The 19,469-nt window shown below is 41.5% G+C and carries 14 protein-coding genes and 1 riboswitch; of the genes, 6 read left to right on the top strand and 8 right to left on the bottom strand.

What is annotated here, in order from left to right; all coding sequences use genetic code 11:
• The first annotated feature begins 123 nt into the window (after nt 1–123).
• Together K9E37_RS00750 and K9E37_RS00755 are read left to right on the top strand one after the other, a co-directional pair.
• On the top strand, nt 124–1,725 hold the full coding sequence (locus K9E37_RS00750; protein WP_004108881.1) for an ABC-F family ATP-binding cassette domain-containing protein: 1,602 nt from the start codon (nt 124–126) through the stop codon (nt 1,723–1,725).
• A gap of 46 nt (nt 1,726–1,771) precedes the next feature.
• Nucleotides 1,772–3,988 (top strand): hypothetical protein, encoded by a 2,217-nt coding sequence (locus tag K9E37_RS00755; RefSeq protein ID WP_064621656.1) that lies wholly within the window; start codon nt 1,772–1,774, stop codon nt 3,986–3,988.
• A 19-nt stretch (nt 3,989–4,007) separates the two neighbouring features.
• On the opposite strand, the gene K9E37_RS00760 is transcribed toward K9E37_RS00755, so the two are convergent.
• The 3 genes from K9E37_RS00760 to K9E37_RS00770 all read right to left on the bottom strand — a co-directional run bounded on the left by K9E37_RS00760 (nt 4,008) and on the right by K9E37_RS00770 (nt 7,190).
• Complete coding sequence (locus tag K9E37_RS00760) at nt 4,008–5,195, bottom strand: pyridoxal phosphate-dependent aminotransferase (protein WP_064621655.1); 1,188 nt, start codon at nt 5,193–5,195, stop codon at nt 4,008–4,010.
• A gap of 93 nt (nt 5,196–5,288) precedes the next feature.
• The gene (gene ppgK / locus K9E37_RS00765; protein ID WP_004108876.1) at nt 5,289–6,062 is read right to left on the bottom strand and encodes a polyphosphate--glucose phosphotransferase; all 774 of its coding nucleotides are present in this window, start codon (nt 6,060–6,062) and stop codon (nt 5,289–5,291) included.
• Between the two features lie 93 nt (nt 6,063–6,155).
• The gene (locus tag K9E37_RS00770; protein ID WP_064621409.1) at nt 6,156–7,190 is read right to left on the bottom strand and encodes a glycosyltransferase family 2 protein; all 1,035 of its coding nucleotides are present in this window, start codon (nt 7,188–7,190) and stop codon (nt 6,156–6,158) included.
• A gap of 72 nt (nt 7,191–7,262) precedes the next feature.
• Nucleotides 7,263–7,409: riboswitch (FMN riboswitch) on the top strand.
• A gap of 6 nt (nt 7,410–7,415) precedes the next feature.
• On the opposite strand from K9E37_RS00770, the gene K9E37_RS00775 reads away from it, so the two are divergent.
• From K9E37_RS00775 to K9E37_RS00785, 3 genes are all read left to right on the top strand, one after another.
• Entirely contained in the window at nt 7,416–7,985 is a 570-nt protein-coding gene (locus K9E37_RS00775) for an ECF transporter S component (RefSeq protein ID WP_064621408.1), read from the top strand.
• Nucleotides 7,986–8,032: 47 nt separating this feature from the next.
• Complete coding sequence (locus tag K9E37_RS00780; protein WP_119504446.1) at nt 8,033–10,357, top strand: energy-coupling factor transporter ATPase; 2,325 nt, start codon at nt 8,033–8,035, stop codon at nt 10,355–10,357.
• Nucleotides 10,358–10,547: 190 nt separating this feature from the next.
• Nucleotides 10,548–10,853, top strand: coding sequence for a YhbY family RNA-binding protein (locus K9E37_RS00785; protein ID WP_004108863.1), 306 nt, complete (start codon nt 10,548–10,550; stop codon nt 10,851–10,853).
• Nucleotides 10,854–10,866: 13 nt separating this feature from the next.
• Here K9E37_RS00785 and K9E37_RS00790 read toward each other — a convergent pair whose 3' ends face one another.
• From K9E37_RS00790 to K9E37_RS00805, 4 genes are all read right to left on the bottom strand, one after another.
• On the bottom strand, nt 10,867–12,255 hold the full coding sequence (locus tag K9E37_RS00790) for a replication-associated recombination protein A (RefSeq protein ID WP_012914206.1): 1,389 nt from the start codon (nt 12,253–12,255) through the stop codon (nt 10,867–10,869).
• An 87-nt stretch (nt 12,256–12,342) separates the two neighbouring features.
• Nucleotides 12,343–14,871 (bottom strand): DEAD/DEAH box helicase, encoded by a 2,529-nt coding sequence (locus tag K9E37_RS00795; protein WP_012914207.1) that lies wholly within the window; start codon nt 14,869–14,871, stop codon nt 12,343–12,345.
• A 50-nt stretch (nt 14,872–14,921) separates the two neighbouring features.
• Nucleotides 14,922–17,126 (bottom strand): bifunctional cytidylate kinase/GTPase Der, encoded by a 2,205-nt coding sequence (der, locus tag K9E37_RS00800; protein WP_248893371.1) that lies wholly within the window; start codon nt 17,124–17,126, stop codon nt 14,922–14,924.
• Complete coding sequence (locus K9E37_RS00805; protein ID WP_041160499.1) at nt 17,123–17,896, bottom strand: pseudouridine synthase; 774 nt, start codon at nt 17,894–17,896, stop codon at nt 17,123–17,125. Before K9E37_RS00805 ends, der begins: the two co-directional genes overlap by 4 nt.
• A gap of 246 nt (nt 17,897–18,142) precedes the next feature.
• Between K9E37_RS00805 and K9E37_RS00810 the strand changes: the two genes are divergently transcribed.
• A complete protein-coding gene (locus K9E37_RS00810; protein WP_004108851.1) occupies nt 18,143–19,114 on the top strand; it encodes an MIP/aquaporin family protein in 972 nt (323 codons plus the stop codon).
• 8 nt (nt 19,115–19,122) lie between these two features.
• Here K9E37_RS00810 and K9E37_RS00815 read toward each other — a convergent pair whose 3' ends face one another.
• Complete coding sequence (locus K9E37_RS00815; RefSeq protein WP_012914210.1) at nt 19,123–19,440, bottom strand: hypothetical protein; 318 nt, start codon at nt 19,438–19,440, stop codon at nt 19,123–19,125.
• Between the last annotated feature and the right edge of the window lie 29 nt (nt 19,441–19,469).

Below are 19,469 nucleotides of genomic sequence, written 5' to 3' on the forward strand. Positions count from 1 at the left end.
TATTTGACTATCAACCACATGCTGTATTCGTTACCAGTAAGCAGTATAATAGTGAGTTTGGTTATGACTTTTTATAAGTAATAAATACTAACAGCCTAAATTTTGGGGAACGGAACAGACATTATGCCTATTGACGCACAAGCTTTAACCATTCAGATTGGTGCGCGAACGCTGTTAAATCCTACCGATTTTCACGTCACAAAAGGAGATAAGATCGGTTTAGTCGGCAGAAACGGCGCAGGCAAAACTACGCTTACTCGCGTTATTACAGGAGACATGCTGCCAGCAGGAGGCTCGGTTAGAGTTAGTGGAGGTTTAGGCTACTTACCTCAAGACACGCACGCAGCAGACCCAGAGCAAAGTGTTATAGATCGCATTATGAGCGCTCGAGATATTGCTTCTATCGTTTTGCGTATTCGCAAAGCGGAAAAAGAAATGACAGATCCAGATCCAGACATAATGACTAAAGCTATGAACCGCTACGACAAAGCAATGCAAGATTTTGAAAAAGCAGGCGGTTATTCAGTGCAATCTGAAGCAATATCGATGGCAACCAGCCTGGGACTTCCACAAGAAGTTATGCAACAAGCTTTAGGCACACTTTCAGGTGGTCAACGTCGCCGCATAGAACTTGCTAGAATTCTGTTTTCTGACGCAGACACATTAATTCTCGATGAGCCTACAAACCACTTAGACGCAGACTCAATAATATGGTTGCGCAATTATCTTAAACGATTTGAAGGTGGATTCCTAGTAATTTCTCACTCCACAGAATTACTAGACGAAGTAGTCAACAAAGTATGGCATTTAGATGCTCAACTTGCAAAAATAGACATGTACTCAATGGGTTGGAAAGCATACTTGCATCAGCGCGTAGTAGACGAAGAAAGACGTCGTCGCGAACGAGAAGTTGCAGAAAAGAAAGCTGAACGTCTTATGAAACAAGGCATTCGCTTGCATGCTAAAGCTACAAAAGCAGTTGCTGCTCAAAACATGATGCGAAGAGCTGAACGCTTATTAAGCGAAACAAGTGAAGCTCAAAAACAAGAAAAAGTTGCAGATATTCGTTTTCCAGAACCAGCTGCATGCGGAAAAACTCCAATTATGGCAAAAGATATTTCCAAAGCGTATGGTTCTAATATTGTTTTCGCTGGAATTAACCTTGCTATAGACAAAGGTTCACGCGTTGTCATTCTAGGCTATAACGGTGCTGGAAAAACAACAACATTACGCATTTTGGCAGGAGAAGAAACAGCAGATACTGGTGAAGTTCAATACGGACACGGATGCAAAATAGGTTATTTTGCACAGGAACACGATACATTAGACTTGGATTCTACAGTTTTGGAAAACCTTCAGCACGTTGCACCAAACCTGGATGACACGCAAGCACGTTCTATGCTTGGCAGCTTCCTGTTTTCCGGCGACGACGCAATGAAGCCTGCAAGAGTGCTTTCAGGCGGCGAAAAAACGCGTCTAGCACTTGCAACACTAGTAACTTCCAAAGCCAATGTGCTACTACTAGACGAACCTACTAACAACTTAGACCCAGCATCTCGAGATGAAATACTTAAAGCTATTGCAAAGTATGAGGGAGCAATTGTTCTTGTTACACACGATGAAGGTGCAGTTCAAGCCTTACAACCTGAGCGAGTGCTACTCATGCCTGATGGCGACGAAGATTTGTGGAATGACGAATATCTCGATTTAGTTGCCGAAGAGTAAAATGTTGAACTGAATTACTTGAATTGTGCAATAGAATGGTTAAGCAGTGATTTCAACATACGCGTCTAAGACTTTGCCAAATACGGCGAATAGTGCCAACAGTCGTATAAGCAATCAAATTGACAATCATTGCATAAAACGTGCGCTACATTTTTTGCGAATACCATTCATCGTAATAATTCTTATAACCTTATTTGAATGTTCTATTGGAAATCTGCCATTTTGGAGTAGTGTTACAGGAAGTACAGATAGCATTTCTGCGCACAACGATATAGGTTCTGGAATTAGACGCTTAGATTCCGGCGGCATTCTTATAACGGATCCTTCAGAAGCATATTTAGAAGTAACATCCGACGGAAGTTCGCCTTATATTCGCTTAGAGCCTGCGATTATTAAAAAGAAAAGCAAAAATAATAATCTTATTTCAAACATCAATGTTTTAGTTGAAGCAAACAAATACTTAAGCAAACCTCAAAGCACAAACACTGCTTCTCTAAACCCATCTTTGCTTAAACTTCCAAAACAAGCAGTAGGAAAATCTTGCATTGTTAGGGTGTGGCTGCAACATCCAATAGGATCAATATTAAATATTGAAGACTCAAGAGCAAACGTTCGAGTGCCTTTTAGGTGGTCATGGGGTCGCGTATTAATACTTGCTATTTTTGCATTTTTTGTTACGCTTTGGAATCCTTGGTCCAAGCTTTGGAAAATTAAACTCAACACTCATAGTCTTATTCAACGTTGCTGCTTTGCTGCTTCTCTTCTTCCATTTATTGCTGTTGGTTTAATAACTATTTTTTGGAATTTACGAAACGCAACTCCTATGCATTTTTACACAAACGGTAATTATGCATATGATTTTGATCAATATGCTCACACTGCAGACGCATTGTTAAAAGGTCAAGTGCATTTAAATCTCCCTGTTCCTAATGAATTAGAACACTTGCAAAATCCTTACGATCCTACGGCTAGAAATAATTTGTTAAACCACTCAGTACAACATATGTATTGGGATTACGCATACTACAAAGGTCACTGGTATTCCTACTTCGGAGTTCTTCCAGCAATATTGCTATTTTTGCCTTATCGCATTATTTCAAGACTATGGACTCCAGAAGGCTCTATGCTTCCAACAACAGTAGCTACGATAATATTCTTAATTGGTTTTCTTATCGCAGGCTCCCTATTGGTTATTCGAATTATTGAGCAGACTTCAAAAAAAGTATCTTTAGGAACGACATCCATTGTTCTTGCTTTATTCTTCATTACTTCAAATACAGTGTATTTGTGGTTTAGAACGTCATTTTATTCCGTACCTATGGCAGCCTCACTTTTCTTCACATCTCTTGGATTGTGGTGCTACCTAGGTTTTAATAAAACACACTCTTTGCTAAATATTGTTTTAGGTTCTTTCTTTATCGCATTAAATCTAGGATGTAGACCTACTTTTTCTATAGCCGTTCTTTTTGCACTTCCTGCAATTTATTCGCATATAGAAAAAGATTTACCAAATATTTTGCGCAACTGGAAACAAGTTTCTTCATGGCATAAGCCTTTTAAATATTTTGCAGCTTGGATACTGCCATGCGTAATTACTGCAATTCCATTTGGCATTTATAATCTTTTGCGCTTTGGCTCACCGTTAAATTTTGGCAATGAGTATCAAATAACTATTACTGACATGACGACTATGCGTTTGCCGTCACAAAATATTTTGCCGTCTATTTTCAGCTATATTGCGCTACCTTTGCGTTTTATTCCAACTTTTCCTTGGATTGGTATTCAGCCTATCGCATTTGACCGTTGGCAATACGCAGAGCCTATGATTGGCGGAATGTTTACACTTTCACCATTGGCATTAGTTGGCATAATATGCGTATTTATTATGAAAAAACGCTGCCGCACGCATATTGCTTGGCGCACAAGCGTAATAGCTATAATAGTTGGGCTTGTTCTTATTGTTTTTGACAGCTTAAAAGCTGGTATCGGATGGAGATATATTGCTGATTTTGCGTGGTCTTTTGCTATAGCTGCCGCAATTGGAATTAGCTTGCTTTTAGAATATGCATCCACCTTGCAATCAGAAAATTCTTTACATAAAAAAACTATTGCTTACACAATACGCTTACTTGTAGCAGTATTGCTATTTGCTTCTATTGCTATCGCTGTACTCAGTTGGTTTGTTACAGGACGTGAAGACAGCACGCTTCGTTTTAATCCAAACTTATGGTTCGCGTTTAGAAGTTGGATGACATTGTTTTAAATAATTATTTATATAATTACTATTCTTCTAACAATGCATCTACAGTTCGAAGAAGCGCATGCAATCCGCTAATAAACTGCTGCGGCTCTGGCAATAATGACAATGCTAAATACCCATTAACTGGCATATCGAAATAATATCCAGGTTGAGAAACTAGATTGTAATCTTTCATCAATCTCAAAGCTAATACATCATCGTCAATGCAAGATGGTACACGCAATAAAATATTCCATCCGCCTTCTGCACGCAACGCGCTAACACAGCATTTAGGCGTGGATGCCAACGTTTCTCGAAGCGTATGCAGATTATTAATAACACGATTTCGTACAATAGCGCTTTGAGAAGATGCATATTGCAATAATTCTGGTATTCGCTCAGAAACAGTATTACCAATAGGCAAAAAATCATCCGCTATAACGTCAAGTCTTTTTTGTGCTTCATAAACATCATCTTTAGGACCTGAAACTTCAATCCAACCAACTTTTGCGTGAGGAGCAGCAAGCATTTTGGAGAATCCATCAAGCGCAAAAACTAAAGTGGAAGATTCTCCAGCAAGACGAGCATTTCCAGCAAAAGGCTCAAGTGAATATTCATAAAATACTTCGTCTGCAATAATCGCAACACCATTATCACGACATAATTGCAATAGTATTTCACGTTCTTCAGGCTTGACATATGAGCCTGTAGGATTATTTGGATTAATAAGCACAAGAGCTTTAATACGCAAAGACACATCTTCTAAAAGTTCTCTAACACGCGCAATATCAATAGTCCAAGAACCATCATAGTGCAAAGGATACGGTATTGCATTCACGCATTGCAAGCGAGCAATAGACTCTATAAGAGGGTATCCAGGAGTTGGTCCCATAACGGCATCCCCTGCATCACATAAAAGCATCATAAGCCATGCGTAAGCTTGAGAAGTTGAAGAAAGCACATAAAGCTGATCTGGATTAAGCTTTGATGAAACAGACTTTTCAGTGCGGTTATCTCGCTTATTGATGAAGTTTGAAAGAATATCGCGAATTTCCTTAGGACCCCTAGGGTCTGCTGTGTAACGTCCACTTAAACATTGAGGAGCTAAGCCGTGAGACGTTGGATTGGAATCATTTAATTTAGTAAGCTTTACGCCATTAAAAATAGCTTTTCGCTGAGCTAAAATAATAGGATTTGGCTCACTCACATCTACTCTAGAAGAAAATCGCACGAAACTACCCTAACACTTGGCATAACAAAAGCTGGGCTGCAGTATAAACTGCTCACCCAGCTCAATAGATAATAAATAATATTTAGTTATTTTTTAGTTTTGCTGCATTTTTTGCATTGCATAGTAAGCTGCACCAATAATTCCAGCCTCATTATGCAATGTTGCAACAACAATAGGAGTTTTAATATCGATATGCGGCAAGAACTTTTCGCTTACGCGGCTAACGCCACCACCGACAACAAACAAATCTGGGTTGAAATACTTTTCCATCAAGCCGTAGTACTTAGTCAAACGCTTAGCCCACTTCTTATAGCCCATATCCAACTTTTCACGAACAGAAGAAGCAGCGTACTTTTCAGCATCGCCCTTACCTTTTTCAAGCTGAATATGACCAAGCTCAGTGTTTGGAATAAGCACACCGTTGTAAATCAAAGCCGTGCCGATACCAGTGCCAAGAGTAGTAGCAATAACCAAGCCATCCTTGTCTTTTGCCGCACCAAAACGCTGCTCAGCTAAACCAGCAGCATCAGCATCGTTAACTACTGTTACAGGACGACCACACGCCTCACTAAAGACTTCAGTAACATCAACACCAATCCAAGACTGGTCAAGATTTGCCATAAAATCGAGCTTCTTACCAGGCTTAATTGGAGCAGGGAACGCAATTCCAACAGGAACATCTGCAGGTACTTCAAAATGTTCAAGCTGCTGACGAACAATATCTGCAACTGCTTGAGGCGTAGAAACCGCAGGAGTGAGAATTTTGTATCGAGGTTCTGCGAACTCTCCCTTTTCCAAATTTACTGGAGCAGCCTTAATACCGGATCCACCAATATCGACGCCAAATGCTTGTGCAGTGTCAATCATTTCACTAACACTCCCCTCTGAATGTGTGCTGTATGGACAATTACCAGTATTCTATCGTATATTTGATACGACACGCTTACTGTTTACTAACTTCTACTTCAACGAAGGCATAGGTTTCCAGTCTTGATCGTGCAAAATTTTTCGAGAATCAATCCAGCCGGTAAACAATTTACCAATACCCGAAATAATATGCTCACGATCGACAGCAATCAAACGAATAATCTCTTTAGCAGCTGTTAAAGCAGTTCCAAGCGCAAACATAAACGGACGAAAATCGCCATGAACCATAAAGTAGCGAGCCATAAAGCCTCTATTTCGCATAATATGATAACGATTCATGTCAGATGTTGAATTTAGCTGACGCACTCCTGCAATATCCCAATTAGGAATATCACGAGTGCGACGAAGAATAATATCCGGAACAACAATAGGGTTCGTAACCTTACTCGCAAGATACCCGTAAGTAGTATCATCCCAGTAAATAAAGTAGCGCGAATCCGGGAAGCCGATTTTTTCAACTATATCTCGACGAATCAAGCCGCCCTCAAAACACATCGTATTCATAACTTTGTATCCAGCTCTGCCGAAAGCAGCAGGAGCAATAGGATTTGGAATACCAAGCGGAACCAAAAAATCATACTGCCAGTAGAAATTACCGCCGTCGTAATCTAAACGACTTCCTTGAACAACAGCGTGACGCTTAGTCCAAGGAGCAAGACGCTCAATAGATTCAGGCACTGTTTCAACATCGTCATCCATAACCCAGAACCACTTAGCTCCAAGTTCATAAGCTTTTTTAACACCAGCACTAAAACCGCCAGCACCACCAAGATTTTCATCTTGCGGAGCATACACAACATGAAGTTCATTGCCTTCACAATCTTTTTGAGCTTTACCCCAACGATTAGTTAAAGAAGCTTCAAGACGAGCAACCATTTCGCCGGTTGTGTCACTGCACTCATTGTCAACAACGACAATACGCCAAGGGCATTCTTTTAAACATTCAAACGAATGAAATAAATTCTCCAAAAGCTCTTGACGCTTATAAGTGACAACAACAATAGCTAATTTATCAATGCTAGTTGCGTTATTAGTACTAATTTTTTTTGATGCACTCGTATTGCTCATACTTGTATTCTCGCACCTACCCTCGCCACACAATTATCACAACAATGTTCTTAGCATGAGATACAAAAGAATAGTTAGTTTCAGGGAAGGTGAAAATCCTTACTGGCGGTAACAAAATACGTGTTTCATGCGTTTTTGAAGCCCGCGAGCAGCTTACAAGCTGCTGATTCGGTTAAATTCCGAAGCCAACGGTTACAGTCCGGATGAAAGAAACGGAGACCCATCATGGGCATTTCTAATACAAATAATCACCAAACTTATGCAAAGAACTCTAACTGGTCTAGCGAAAAAATAGCAAAATACGCTCTATTCGTGGCACTTTCAATGGCTGTAAGTTTCATAGAATTTCCACTTATTCCAGACCTCAGCTATCTTAAATACGATCCTTCTGGAATCGTGTGTCTCGTAGCAGGATTCGCGTATGGTCCTGCAGCTGCAGCAATCGTAAGCATACTCGGCTTTGCACCACACTTATTTACCAATCCACTCGGCACAGTTATGGCAGTGCTAGTATCTTTAGGAGCTAGCGTTACAGCAGCAATCGTATACAAAAAAATGCATACCAAAAAAGGCGCAATCATTGCACTTTTGGCAGGCTCGATTGCTGCTATTGCTCTTGCAATAGGTGGAAATCTTGTTATTACTCCTCTTTACGCTCACATAACTGTTTCGCAGGTTGCGGCTCTTATTCTTCCAGCATTACTGCCATTTAATATTATTAAACTTGCTTTGCACGTAGTAGTAACTTTGCTTATTTACAAACCAATTTCTAACCTGCTACACGAAAATAAATAATTATCCCAAACGGAATAGTTATGCATAATATCAGCACAAGTAATAGCATGAACGAAGCTAAGAAGCACATGATTGAAAACAATGCGCAAGTAGTGTTGCGAAATATTTGCTTTAGCTACGATGATGGAAAAACTTGGACGCTTAATAATTTAAGTCTTACAATTAATCCTGGCGAACGCGTGGCAATTGTGGGATTAAACGGTTCTGGTAAATCAACCTTAGCAAAAATTATTGCAGGTTTAACAGCTCCAGATAGCGGTTATGTTACATTGTGCGGCGAAAAAGTTTTTGAAAATACTACTGCTTGTGCTGAATCATATAAAAATGCACGAAAATATATTGGTGCACTTTTCCAAAGTCCTGAAGACCAGATTATTACCACAATTACTGAAGAAGATGTTGCTTTTGGACTAGAAAATTTGCAATTCCCTCAAAAAGCAATGTATGAGCGTATCAGTGAAGCTTTAAAAACTGTTCATATGGAAGATAAACGTTACGCTGACCCTAGCACTATGAGCGGCGGACAGCAGCAACGAGTAGCTTTAGCAAGTGCTATTGCTATGAATTCTAAACTGCTTGTTCTTGACGAACCTACTTCTATGCTCGACTCGTTCGCACGTAAAGACGTTGATGCTTTATTTGATAATTTGCACAAAAATGGCACTACTATCGTTCAAATTACACATAATTTTGAGGAATGCAAACGCGCAAATCGCATACTTTTACTAGAAAATGGTAACCTGAAAGAAATAAGCTTTAATGGTTTAAAAACTTACTTTTCTAATATTGAATTAGCAAATAATCATGTAACTAAAATTAGCGACAACAAGAACTTAACAGATAGCAGATTCAAAGAAAATAAGTCAGATATCGCTGTAGAAATTTCCGGACTAACTGTTCAATATGATAAAACTTCTCCAGCTGTTATTGACGATTATTCACTAACTGTTAAAAGCGGCGAAACAGTTGCAATAATGGGCGAAAACGGCTGCGGTAAATCAACTCTTGCTAAAACAATGTGTGGATTGTTAAAAGCCAATTCAGGAAATATAACAGTACATGGCATATCTGTTAAAGGTAAAACATCTAGAATAATACGACAAAAACTACATCAAACAATTGGCTACGTTATGCAACTGCCAGAACAACAGCTTTTTGCTGATACAGTACGGAACGATGTCGCTTATGGGCCAAAAAATTTTGGGCTAAAAGACAGTGCTCTTAAAGAACGTGTGGATGAAACACTACGCTTACTGAACCTTGAGAATTTGGCTGAAAAATCACCTTTTGCGCTTTCTGGAGGTCAGCAGCGTCTTGTTGCAATAGCTGGCGTTTTAGCTTGCAAGCCACGCGTACTCGTACTGGATGAGCCAACAGCTGGATTAGATTTTGAAGCTGCGTTACGTATCCGAAAAATTCTTGGAATGCTACATAATCAAGGCGTAACCATAATACTTATTACGCATAATCTTCAAGAAGCAGAAAATTTAGGCGCAAGACTAGTAACATTAAAAACAAGGAATAAAGCAAGCAATAAAGAATGCAGCACAGCAAAAAATATTGAAAATACCAAAAACAAAGAAAGTTCCACAAAAGCAAAAACAACTTCACTACTTAAATCTTTTGACCCACGCGCGACGCTTCTATCATGCTTTATTCTTATGCTAAGTGCTTTTAGTATTACTAACTACATACAGTTAGCTATTCTTGCTTTTGTAACATTTACTCTAACTGTTGCTGCAAAAATACCATTCGTTAAACTTATTGCTTCGCTGCACATGATTATTGCAATATTTGTTTTCTCCGGACTACTGAACATTCTCGCAGTGCGAACCGGCACAGTGCTAGCAAATATTGCAACTATTCCTATTACAACCGATGGAATTAACTATGCAATACTTTTTGCAACACGATTCTCGCTTGTTATTATCATTGGAGCAGTTCTAGTATTAACAATGAGTCAGACAACGCTTAACGAATCTTGCACACGATTACTATCACCACTTCGACATATTGGAATACCAACGCAAGAAATAGCACTTATTATGAGCCTAGCGCTACGGTTCTTGCCAACACTTAGTGCAGAAGCGCACTCTGTGGCACTAGCGCAAATCGCTCGAGGAAGTAGCATTCGAGATGGTTCTTTTAAACAACGAGTACACGCCATAACAGCTTTAATTGTGCCAGGTTTTGCAGGAGTAATTCGCCATGCTGACATTCTTGCGCTCGCATTAGATGCACGCTGCTACGCGCCTGGAGCTGAAAGAACTCACTTGCACTCATGGAAAATGCATATAAAAGATGTACTGCTATTAGTAGTTACTCTTTGTGTTGTAAGCGCGATTATTGTGTGCAAAATGCTACCTTTGTAATAAAAAATTTTGAAAATATTTCACCTTTTGCAGCAAGCGCAATAAATACGGAATAACTACGGAATAAATGCGCAATAAATAAATTTGTATTATCACATGCAACAATTCGCAATATACTGTATAATCCGTTAAGCACTATGTAATTTATGTAATATTTGCGTTATAAAACTTGCATTTGAAAGGACTCCTTATGGCATTGACAAAGAAGCAGATTAAGCAGCTTCGCGCGCTCGCTAATACGCTTAGCCCACTTTTATACGTTGGCAAGAACGATATTACTGATGCAGCTGTGAAGCAAGCAGACGAAACCATGCAGTACCACGAGCTCATGAAGTGTGCTGTGCAAGATGGTTCCGGATTAAGCGCCAAAGAAGCTGCTGATGCACTTGCTCAAAAGCTCGGTGCCGAAGTCGTGCAAGTAATCGGCAATCGTTTTGTTTTGTTCCGCGTATCCCCATTAGACAGCGTTGAACACATTATGCTTGTGCGTGAATAAATGAATAAAACATTTACGAATTAGTTTTATTATTTTTATTTTCAGAATTGTGAAGAATGGCACGGATTTGAGATAAGCGTTGAGTAAGCTCATGCTCGTAGCCACGATTCGACGGCTGATAGTATTCGCGACCAACTAGCTCATCTGGCATATACTGTTGCGATGCCACAGCACCCGGATAATCGTGAGCATACTTGTACCCGTCATGGTTTCCCCAACTTTTCATCAAAGCAGTCGGGGCGTTGCGTAAATGAAGAGGCACTTGACCAATATTTCCAGCATCAACGTCTTGCAAAGCCTTATTAATAGCGTTATAGCTTGCGTTTGATTTAGGAGCAGTTGCTACAGCAATCACAGCTTCAGAAAGAATAATGCGCGCTTCCGGCATTCCGATTAAAGCAACAGCTTGAGCTGCAGCAACAGTTACTTGCAAAATTTGCGGAGCTGCCATACCAACTTCTTCTGCAGCAGCAATCATAATTCGCCTTGCAATAAAACGCGGATCTTCACCAGCTCTAAGCATTCGCGCTAAGTAATGCAAAGAAGCGTCAACATCACTTCCGCGCATCGACTTAATAAAAGCAGAAATCACATCGTAATGATCGTCGCCATCTTTGTCGTAACGAACTGTAGTAGTATCCATTACGTTAGAAACAATATCATCAGTAATTACAGGCTTCTTTTTGCCATGCTGCAACGCAACATCTCCTGTTACTGCCCCTGCAGCCGCCTCTAAAATAGTGAGAGTTTTGCGAGCGTCCCCCCCGCTTAAGCGAATAATAGAATCTATTGCGTCATCGTCGATTTTAAGCTGATTATTAAGACCGTTTTCGCTAGTTAGCGCACGTTCAATAAGCGTATGCAAATCTTCAACGCTAAGCGACGCAAGTTTAACAACTACTGATCTGCTAAGTAACGGCTTAATGATTGAAAAGCTCGGGTTTTCGGTAGTAGCACCAATAAAAGTTACGTCGCGATTTTCAACGCTTGGAAGCAAAGCATCCTGCTGAGATTTAGAAAAACGGTGAACTTCGTCAATAAATAAAACTGTTTCTTGACCATTACTCACTAAACGCTCATGCGCGCGATCAAGTACCGCACGAACGTCTTTAACTCCGGACGTTACAGCAGAAAGCTCTTCAAACACTCGACCAGACTGACGAGCAACAATATAAGCGAGCGTAGTCTTACCGACTCCCGGAGGACCAAACAACACAACAGAACTTGGAGCAGTAAGAGAACCTTTAGATTGCGGATTTGCAAGCCTACGCAAAGGCGAACCTTCTTTTAGAGCATGCGACTGCCCTAGCACGTCTTCAATACTGCTCGGGCGCATACGCACTGCCAACGGACGAGTTACATTACTCGGCGCGCTGCTTGCTGCAAATAAATCCTGCTCCATAAATACCAGCTTACACTACATATAGAACAAACGTTCGATTGCATTTTGCGTCTTGCATTTCGCATTCTGTTAGCACATTTTTAAAAATCACACGTGCGAAACTTGGTAATCGAAGAACACAACTTCACCTTCATCTTGCGTTGTATCTAAATCGACAACGCCAGTAATAGCCCAATTATGATCCCCGTCTGAATCGTCGATTATCTGCCGAACTTTCCACGAATGTTCACTCTTCTCAAGCGAATCATCCAAAATAAACAAGTCGCCACTTCGAGCCTTGGCATCTATTCCAACATACTCGTGCTCGTCGTAGTAATCGTCAAGAACATCATTCCACTCGTGAACTCCGTAACCCCAAGCCTTGTCAAGCTCTCCTAAAGTATCCGCATCTTCCAAATCCATAAGCTGCACGCGACGAAACATTGCGTTTCTAATCAACACAATAAGTCCACGACGATCCTCAACTACAGACTCAGAAGTTGAAGGCGCAGCCGTAGTTACAGCGCTAGCTTCAGCATCCGATCCTCCAGCACTCTCCCACTCGTCAACAAGACTAGAATCAATAGAGCGCACAACAAGACGAAGCCACGAAATAATGTCACGCAATTCTTCGTTAAACATATCTTCTGGCACAGTGCGAGCAAGCGAACGGTAAGCGTCCGAAAGATAGCGAAGAAGCGTTCCCTCACTTCTAGCAATGCCATAGCGCGAAATATATCCAGTAAAATCGGAAGCAGTTTCAACCATGTCTCGAAGCACAGATTTAGGCTTAATCCAGTAGTCGTTTGCCCAAGGAACATCCTTGCGATATTGCGCAAAAGCAGGCTCAAGCAAATCTTCAAGAGGCTTAGGGTAACTGACTTCCGCCAAGCGTTCCATGCGCTCCTCGTAGTCAACGCCATCGTCTTTCATTCCAGCCATTGCAGCATCGCGAGCCTTACGCTCCTGCGCGCGAAGAACAGGCTTAGGGTCATCTAAAGTTGCTTCAACCATAGAAATTACGTCAAGCGCATAGCTTTGAGATTCTGGGTCAAGAAGTTCCAAAGCTGCGAGCAAGAACGGAGAAAGCGGCTGATCCAGCGCAAAGCCTTCAGGCATTGCAACATCAAGCTCATAATTGCAAGAACCGTTCGCGCGCTTTTTAGATTCAATAACTTGAGTATCGAGCAGAGTTTGGAAAATATCGTTGCAACGCTCAAGCAATTTCTCTTTATCTTGCGGCTTTTGCGCACTATCTTCAATAAGTTTTTCAACGCGTGCTCTAGCGTCTCCGCCTTGCGTAACTTCGTTCAAAATCATTGAATGCGTTACAACCATATGAGGATTCAAAGTTTCTGGAGCACTTTCAATAAGCTTAGTAAACGTTGGTTCGCCCCAAACAACAAAGCCCTCTGGAGCCTTCTTACGCTTAACTTTTTTAAGCTTCTTAGGGTCATTGCCAGCTTTTGCAACAGCGCGCGCGTTTTCAATCTCGAACTCTGGAGCCTCTGCAACTACTAAGCCCTCTGTATCAAACCCCATTCTGCCTGCACGACCTGCAATTTGATGAAACTCGCGAGCGCGAAGCTTGCGACTACGATTCCCATCAAACTTTGTTAGCGCTGTAAGCACAACAGAGTGAATTGGCACGTTAATACCAACGCCAAGAGTGTCTGTGCCGCAAATAACGGGCAACAATCCTTGCTGAGCTAGCTGTTCAACAAGCCTGCGGTAGCGCGGAAGCATGCCAGCGTGATGTACGCCAACGCCTGTGCGCAGTAGCCTTTGCAAAATTTTGCCGAAGCCTGTAGTAAATTTAGTGCCTTTAATCGCTTGAGCAATTTTGTCTCGCTGCTCTTTGCTAGAAACTCCCGTACTAGCTAGCGCTTGAGCTGTTTCTAGAGCTGCGTCTTGCGAAAAATGAACTACGTAGATTGGCGTTAAACCCTTGTTAAATAAGAGTTCTACAGTTGTGGCAAGTGGCTTATCTGTGTACTCATATTCGAGTGGGATTGGTCTTGGAGCGTCTGCAATAATATCGACGTTTCTTTTTGTTGATTTTTCTAAGCGTTCCGCAATATCCGTTACGTCTCCAAGAGTTGCACTCATAAGTAAGAATTGCGTATTTGGAAGTGTAAGCAGCGGAACTTGCCAAGCCCATCCACGCTCTGGATCACCATAGTAGTGGAATTCGTCCATTGCAACGCAATCAACTTCAGCATTTACGCCTTCACGTAAAGCTTGATTTGCTAAGATTTCCGCCGTGCAGCAGATTATTGGAGCATCCGCATTAATATGCGAGTCGCCTGTAATCATACCAACGTTGTCACGCCCAAAAATAGCTACTAAATCGAAGAATTTTTCGGATACGAGAGCTTTAATTGGCGCAGTATAGTAGGAGCGTCTGCCGGTGGCGAGTGCTGTGAAATGCATGCCGAGTGCTACTAGAGATTTTCCAGAACCTGTTGGAGTGTTTAAAATAACGTGGTCTCCTGCAAGCAAATCCATGATGGATTCTTCTTGATGCGGCCACAAATCTACATGTTTGTTATCTTTAACCCAATCAACAAATGCTTGAAAAATCTCATCTTCGCTAGCATGATGCAAATCGAAAGCTAACTCGCTCAAACCAGCCATATACGCTCCTACTTTACTTAACACCAACTTACTTGTGACTTAATCGCGCTTTATTTGCGCTTCTTCTTATCTCGTACTTTTACGGAGATTTGAATAGGAGTTCCCTCGAATCCAAATTCTTCTCGAAGTGATCGCTCAATAAAGCGACGGTATCCGTGCTCTAAGAAGCCAGTTGTAAATATTACAAAACGCGGTGGGCGCGTAGAAGCTTGCGTGGCAAACAAGATTCTCGCTTGCTTTCCGCCTCGCAAAGGATGCGGATGAGCAGACTGAATACGCCCTAAGAAAGCGTTGAGCTTGCCTGTAGGAATGCGCTTATCCCAGCTGTCTAAAGCTGTTCGCATAGCGCGCGCAAGACGATTCGTATGCCATCCTGTTTTTGCAGAAAGATTTACGCGCTCAGCCCAAGTTACGCGCTCAAACTCAGTTTTCCATAAGCGTTCCATGCGCTGTCTGGAAAATTCGTCCATCAAATCCCACTTGTTAAACACAAGTACGATTGCGCGACCTGCATCCACAGCCTGGCTCATAACTTTCAAATCCTGCTCTGCAATAGGCTGGGAAGAATCGAAAAGAATCAAAGCAAGTTCCGAGCGTTCAATCGCAGCTTGCGTACGAAGTGAAGAATAGTATTCAGCACCCGTAAGCTTGTGCTGCCTGCGCTTAATACCAGCAGTGTCAATAAACAGCCAATCCTCGCCGTCAACTCGCACAACCTCATCAACAGGGTCACGAGTAGTTCCAGCCAAATCGTTTACAACAGATCGCTCTTCATGAGCTAAATGATTCAAAAGCGAAGACTTACCAACGTTTGGACGACCCACTAAAGCAACTCTGCGAAGTCCTTCTGGAGTTAAGAATCCTGAAGTTTTATTCGCTTTCTTCAAAGAATTGAGAGCTGCATCAAGCAAATCTCCAACGCCTCTGCCGTGCATTGCAGAAATTCCGTAAGGCTCACCCATTCCGAGCTTCCAAAACTCTGCAGTCAAATACTCGCTTCTAGCATCGTCAACCTTGTTAACTGCCAGAGTAATAGGCTTACCTGCAGCACGAAGCATTGAAACAATACGCTCGTCTGTAGCTGTTAAACCAACTTGACCATCTACTAGGAAAATCACAGCATCGCTTAAACGCACTGCTATTTGCGCTTGTTGAGCAATAGAAGAATCAATGCCTTCAACATCTGCTTCCCAGCCGCCAGTGTCAACCAGCTTAAAGTTAGTTCCAGCCCACTCAGCGTCGTAGCTTACGCGATCTCTCGTAACACCTGGAGTATCTTCTACAACAGCTACACGATGGCCCAAAATACGATTGACAAGCGTTGATTTTCCAACGTTTGGTCGACCTATAATGGCGATTACTCCAACAGCTTTAGAGTCTTTTGCATCGTCTTGACTTACTTCGTCGCCTCGAAGAAGCGCACGGTCTTCATCGTCAAGATCGTAGCCTTCAAGATTAGCAGCATAGCGGTCGTACTCATCTTGCTCGATAGCAGCGTCAACCATTTCAACAAGAGCATCAAGAGTCTGCTCAAAAGTCAAATCAGAATTATCTAGCGTTGTAACACCGTCTGCTGCTTGAAGAAAATGCGTAACTTTAGCATCTTTAGCGTCACGAGCGTGAATATCGTCTTCTTCAGATTCATTATTTTTAGATTCATTATTTTGCAAATTTTCTTGCGCAATATTCTGCTTGTTTCTGCGAGCTTGACGCACTTCTTCGCGTGCAGTAAGAAGCACTCGAACTTGAGCATTAGAAGCAACAACAGTAGTAATATCGCGTCCTTCTGCAACTATTCCCTCTCCGCCTGAGAAAGAATCTTCATCTGACTCTGAAGCAATATACGCTCGCTGAGCAGCAATAAGCATACGGCGAACTGCAGGAATCGAAGATACAGTAGACACATGCGAAGAAACTTCGCTGGAACGCAATTCTTCGCTAATATCCTCACCTTCGACAGTCACTACAGGATTCTTAGGATTAACACTAAAGTCAGCGTCACTTTCAGTAAATAAGGCTCCAACAGCTTCAATAATTTGATTAAAACGTTCAGTATCCGCTGGATTTACAGGATTTCCTTCTTCATCCAATTCAAGCTTCGTGCTTAAATCAATACCTTGTTTCAAGCACCACCAAGCAGCAGCTCTATACATTGCACCCGTATCTAAATACGCAAAACCGTAGTATTGTGCTAAAGCACGAGAAGTAGAAGACTTACCTACTCCTGCTGGTCCATCAATTGCTACACAAATCACAGGCCAACCTCCTTAGAAAGCGAACGCACTTCTGTTTGAGAAAGCACGCGATACGATCCAGCTTTTAAGTCACCCAATTTAATAGGGCCAATTTGCGTACGAACAAGACGCTTTACAGGGAAACCAACGGCTCCAAAAATCCTGCGAACAATACGATTTTTGCCAGAATGCAACACAATTTTTACCATGGTTGTGTCGTGATTCTGGTCGATTATTGCGCAACGGTCGAGCTTAATCCAACCATCTTCAAGATTCACGCCTTGCGAAACCAAGCGGCGGCAAACCATACCGTTGATTTTGCCTTCAACAGTTGCAATATAAGTTTTCTCAACCTCATACTTTGGGTGCATTACGTGCTGGCTTAGCTCGCCATCGTTGGTCATTAAAATAAGACCTTCAGAATCGTAATCCAAGCGTCCCATGTGGAAAATTCGCTCGTACTTGTCTCCAACAATATCTCTTAAAGTAAAGCGACCTTTTGGATCGTCCATTGCGCTAAGAACTCGCTTAGGCTTATGCAATGCGAGCGTTACTAGCTTTGTGTTGAACTTTACGCGAGATCCATCAACGCGCACTTTTTGACGTTTTGGATCTACTCGAGTACCAAGTGTTGTAACCAATTCGTCGTCTACTTCAACACGCCCGTCAAGAATAATCTCTTCACACTTGCGTCTTGAACCAAATCCCGCTTCAGCAAGCAGCTTCTGCAGTCGAATGGCGTTGTTGTCATCTGAATGCGCCTGATTGGCGCGGGAATATGCGTTTGGCATCGTTCTCCCAACGTGACCTAAAGAATTACATACATACTTGCGCCAGAATTTACTTAAGAATACGCAGTATAAGCAATTCATTACTCATTAACTTACTAATTTATGTGGCAATTTATTAAATTTGCAATAAATCAAAAAACACCACGTCTTCCTATGTTACCGTATGGCATAGCCGTGATAGTATAGCCTAGGTTTCATTGTGTTGCAATCATTAACAAAGCGGCACAACTAAAATTAAGGAAAGTTATGATTAAAACTACAGATACACCGTGCAGCACAACTAAAACTGCTGCGCCACTTATTGTTCGTATTGGTACTGAATTTATTGCTACAGCTTTAGCGATGTTCGTTGTTTACACTTTTTATTCTCTTACTACTGTAATGTACGGAATCAACGTTTTAATGATTGCCGCCGGCACTGGTATCGCTTATGCTGCAGCGACATATATTGCATCTAAAGTTTCTGGAGGGCACCTTAACCCTGCAGTAACAGTTGCTTCGATGCTTACTGGACGCACTTCATACACTGCAGGATTATGCTACATTGTTGCCCAAGTTCTTGGTGCTATTGCAGCTGCAGGATTGTTTATTCTTATTATTCCTCAGCAGAATTCAAGCATTAATCCATCACAAGTTGGCCAAGGCTCAGGTTTTGACAAAAAGTATTGGTTTGTTTCAATAGTAAACGGATTCGAAAAGGCATCTCTTTCTGCACGTCAACTAAAAGAAATAAACTTGTCTTTCGGAATAGTATCTGCGTTATTAGTTGAAGTTATTGCTGTTATTTTGATTGTTGCCACTGCATTGCGCAGCACAGACCATGAAGGTAATACTAAATGCGGTTATGCAACACACATCGGTATTGCATACGCAGCTGGTGCTTTCATTACATATCAAATTACAGGAGCTGGTTTGAATCCTGCTCGCTCTACCGGCATTGCATTATTCGCAAACTCTCATGATTTGGAAGTTAAACCACTAAGTCAATTGTGGGTATTCTGGATTGCTCCAATTTTTGCTGCAGCGCTTGTTAGCCTAGTTTTGCTATTAACAAAGCTTCTTTCAAACTCAGCACAAAAACCTGCTGTATCAAATGAAACAAATCCTGCACCAATACAAAACTTTGCAGACACAAAAGCAGATGCTCCTGTAGCACCAGATATGAGCTATGAATACGTTCAAAACGTATCTGACAATAACGTTGCGAACAATCTTTAAGAATAAAATTATAGCAAAAATATAATTGAAGCGTATGTTATAAGCAAACCTATGCCGAGCGTAATACTGATGAAAGAATCAAAGCCAACTGAGCGAACTTTCCAAGGGCTACGCTGACGCATAATTAAGCGCATAACTCCTAGAAGTACAGCCGTCACAGAAATAACAACTGTGGCGGCTTTTACATATCCTATAAATGCCAATAATGCGCAAAGTCCAATAATAATTGCTACAATCCATTCAGCATAAGGTTTACCCTCACGTTTTTCCGACACGTACGGATGTTCCGTTTTAGTGCTTCTAGTCTGATGCTCACTATCTGTCATACTTGTATCATACCTGCTCCGCGATAAGA

This window comes from Gardnerella swidsinskii (assembly GCF_023277705.1).
Classification (GTDB): Bacteria; Actinomycetota; Actinomycetes; order Actinomycetales; family Bifidobacteriaceae; genus Bifidobacterium; species Bifidobacterium swidsinskii.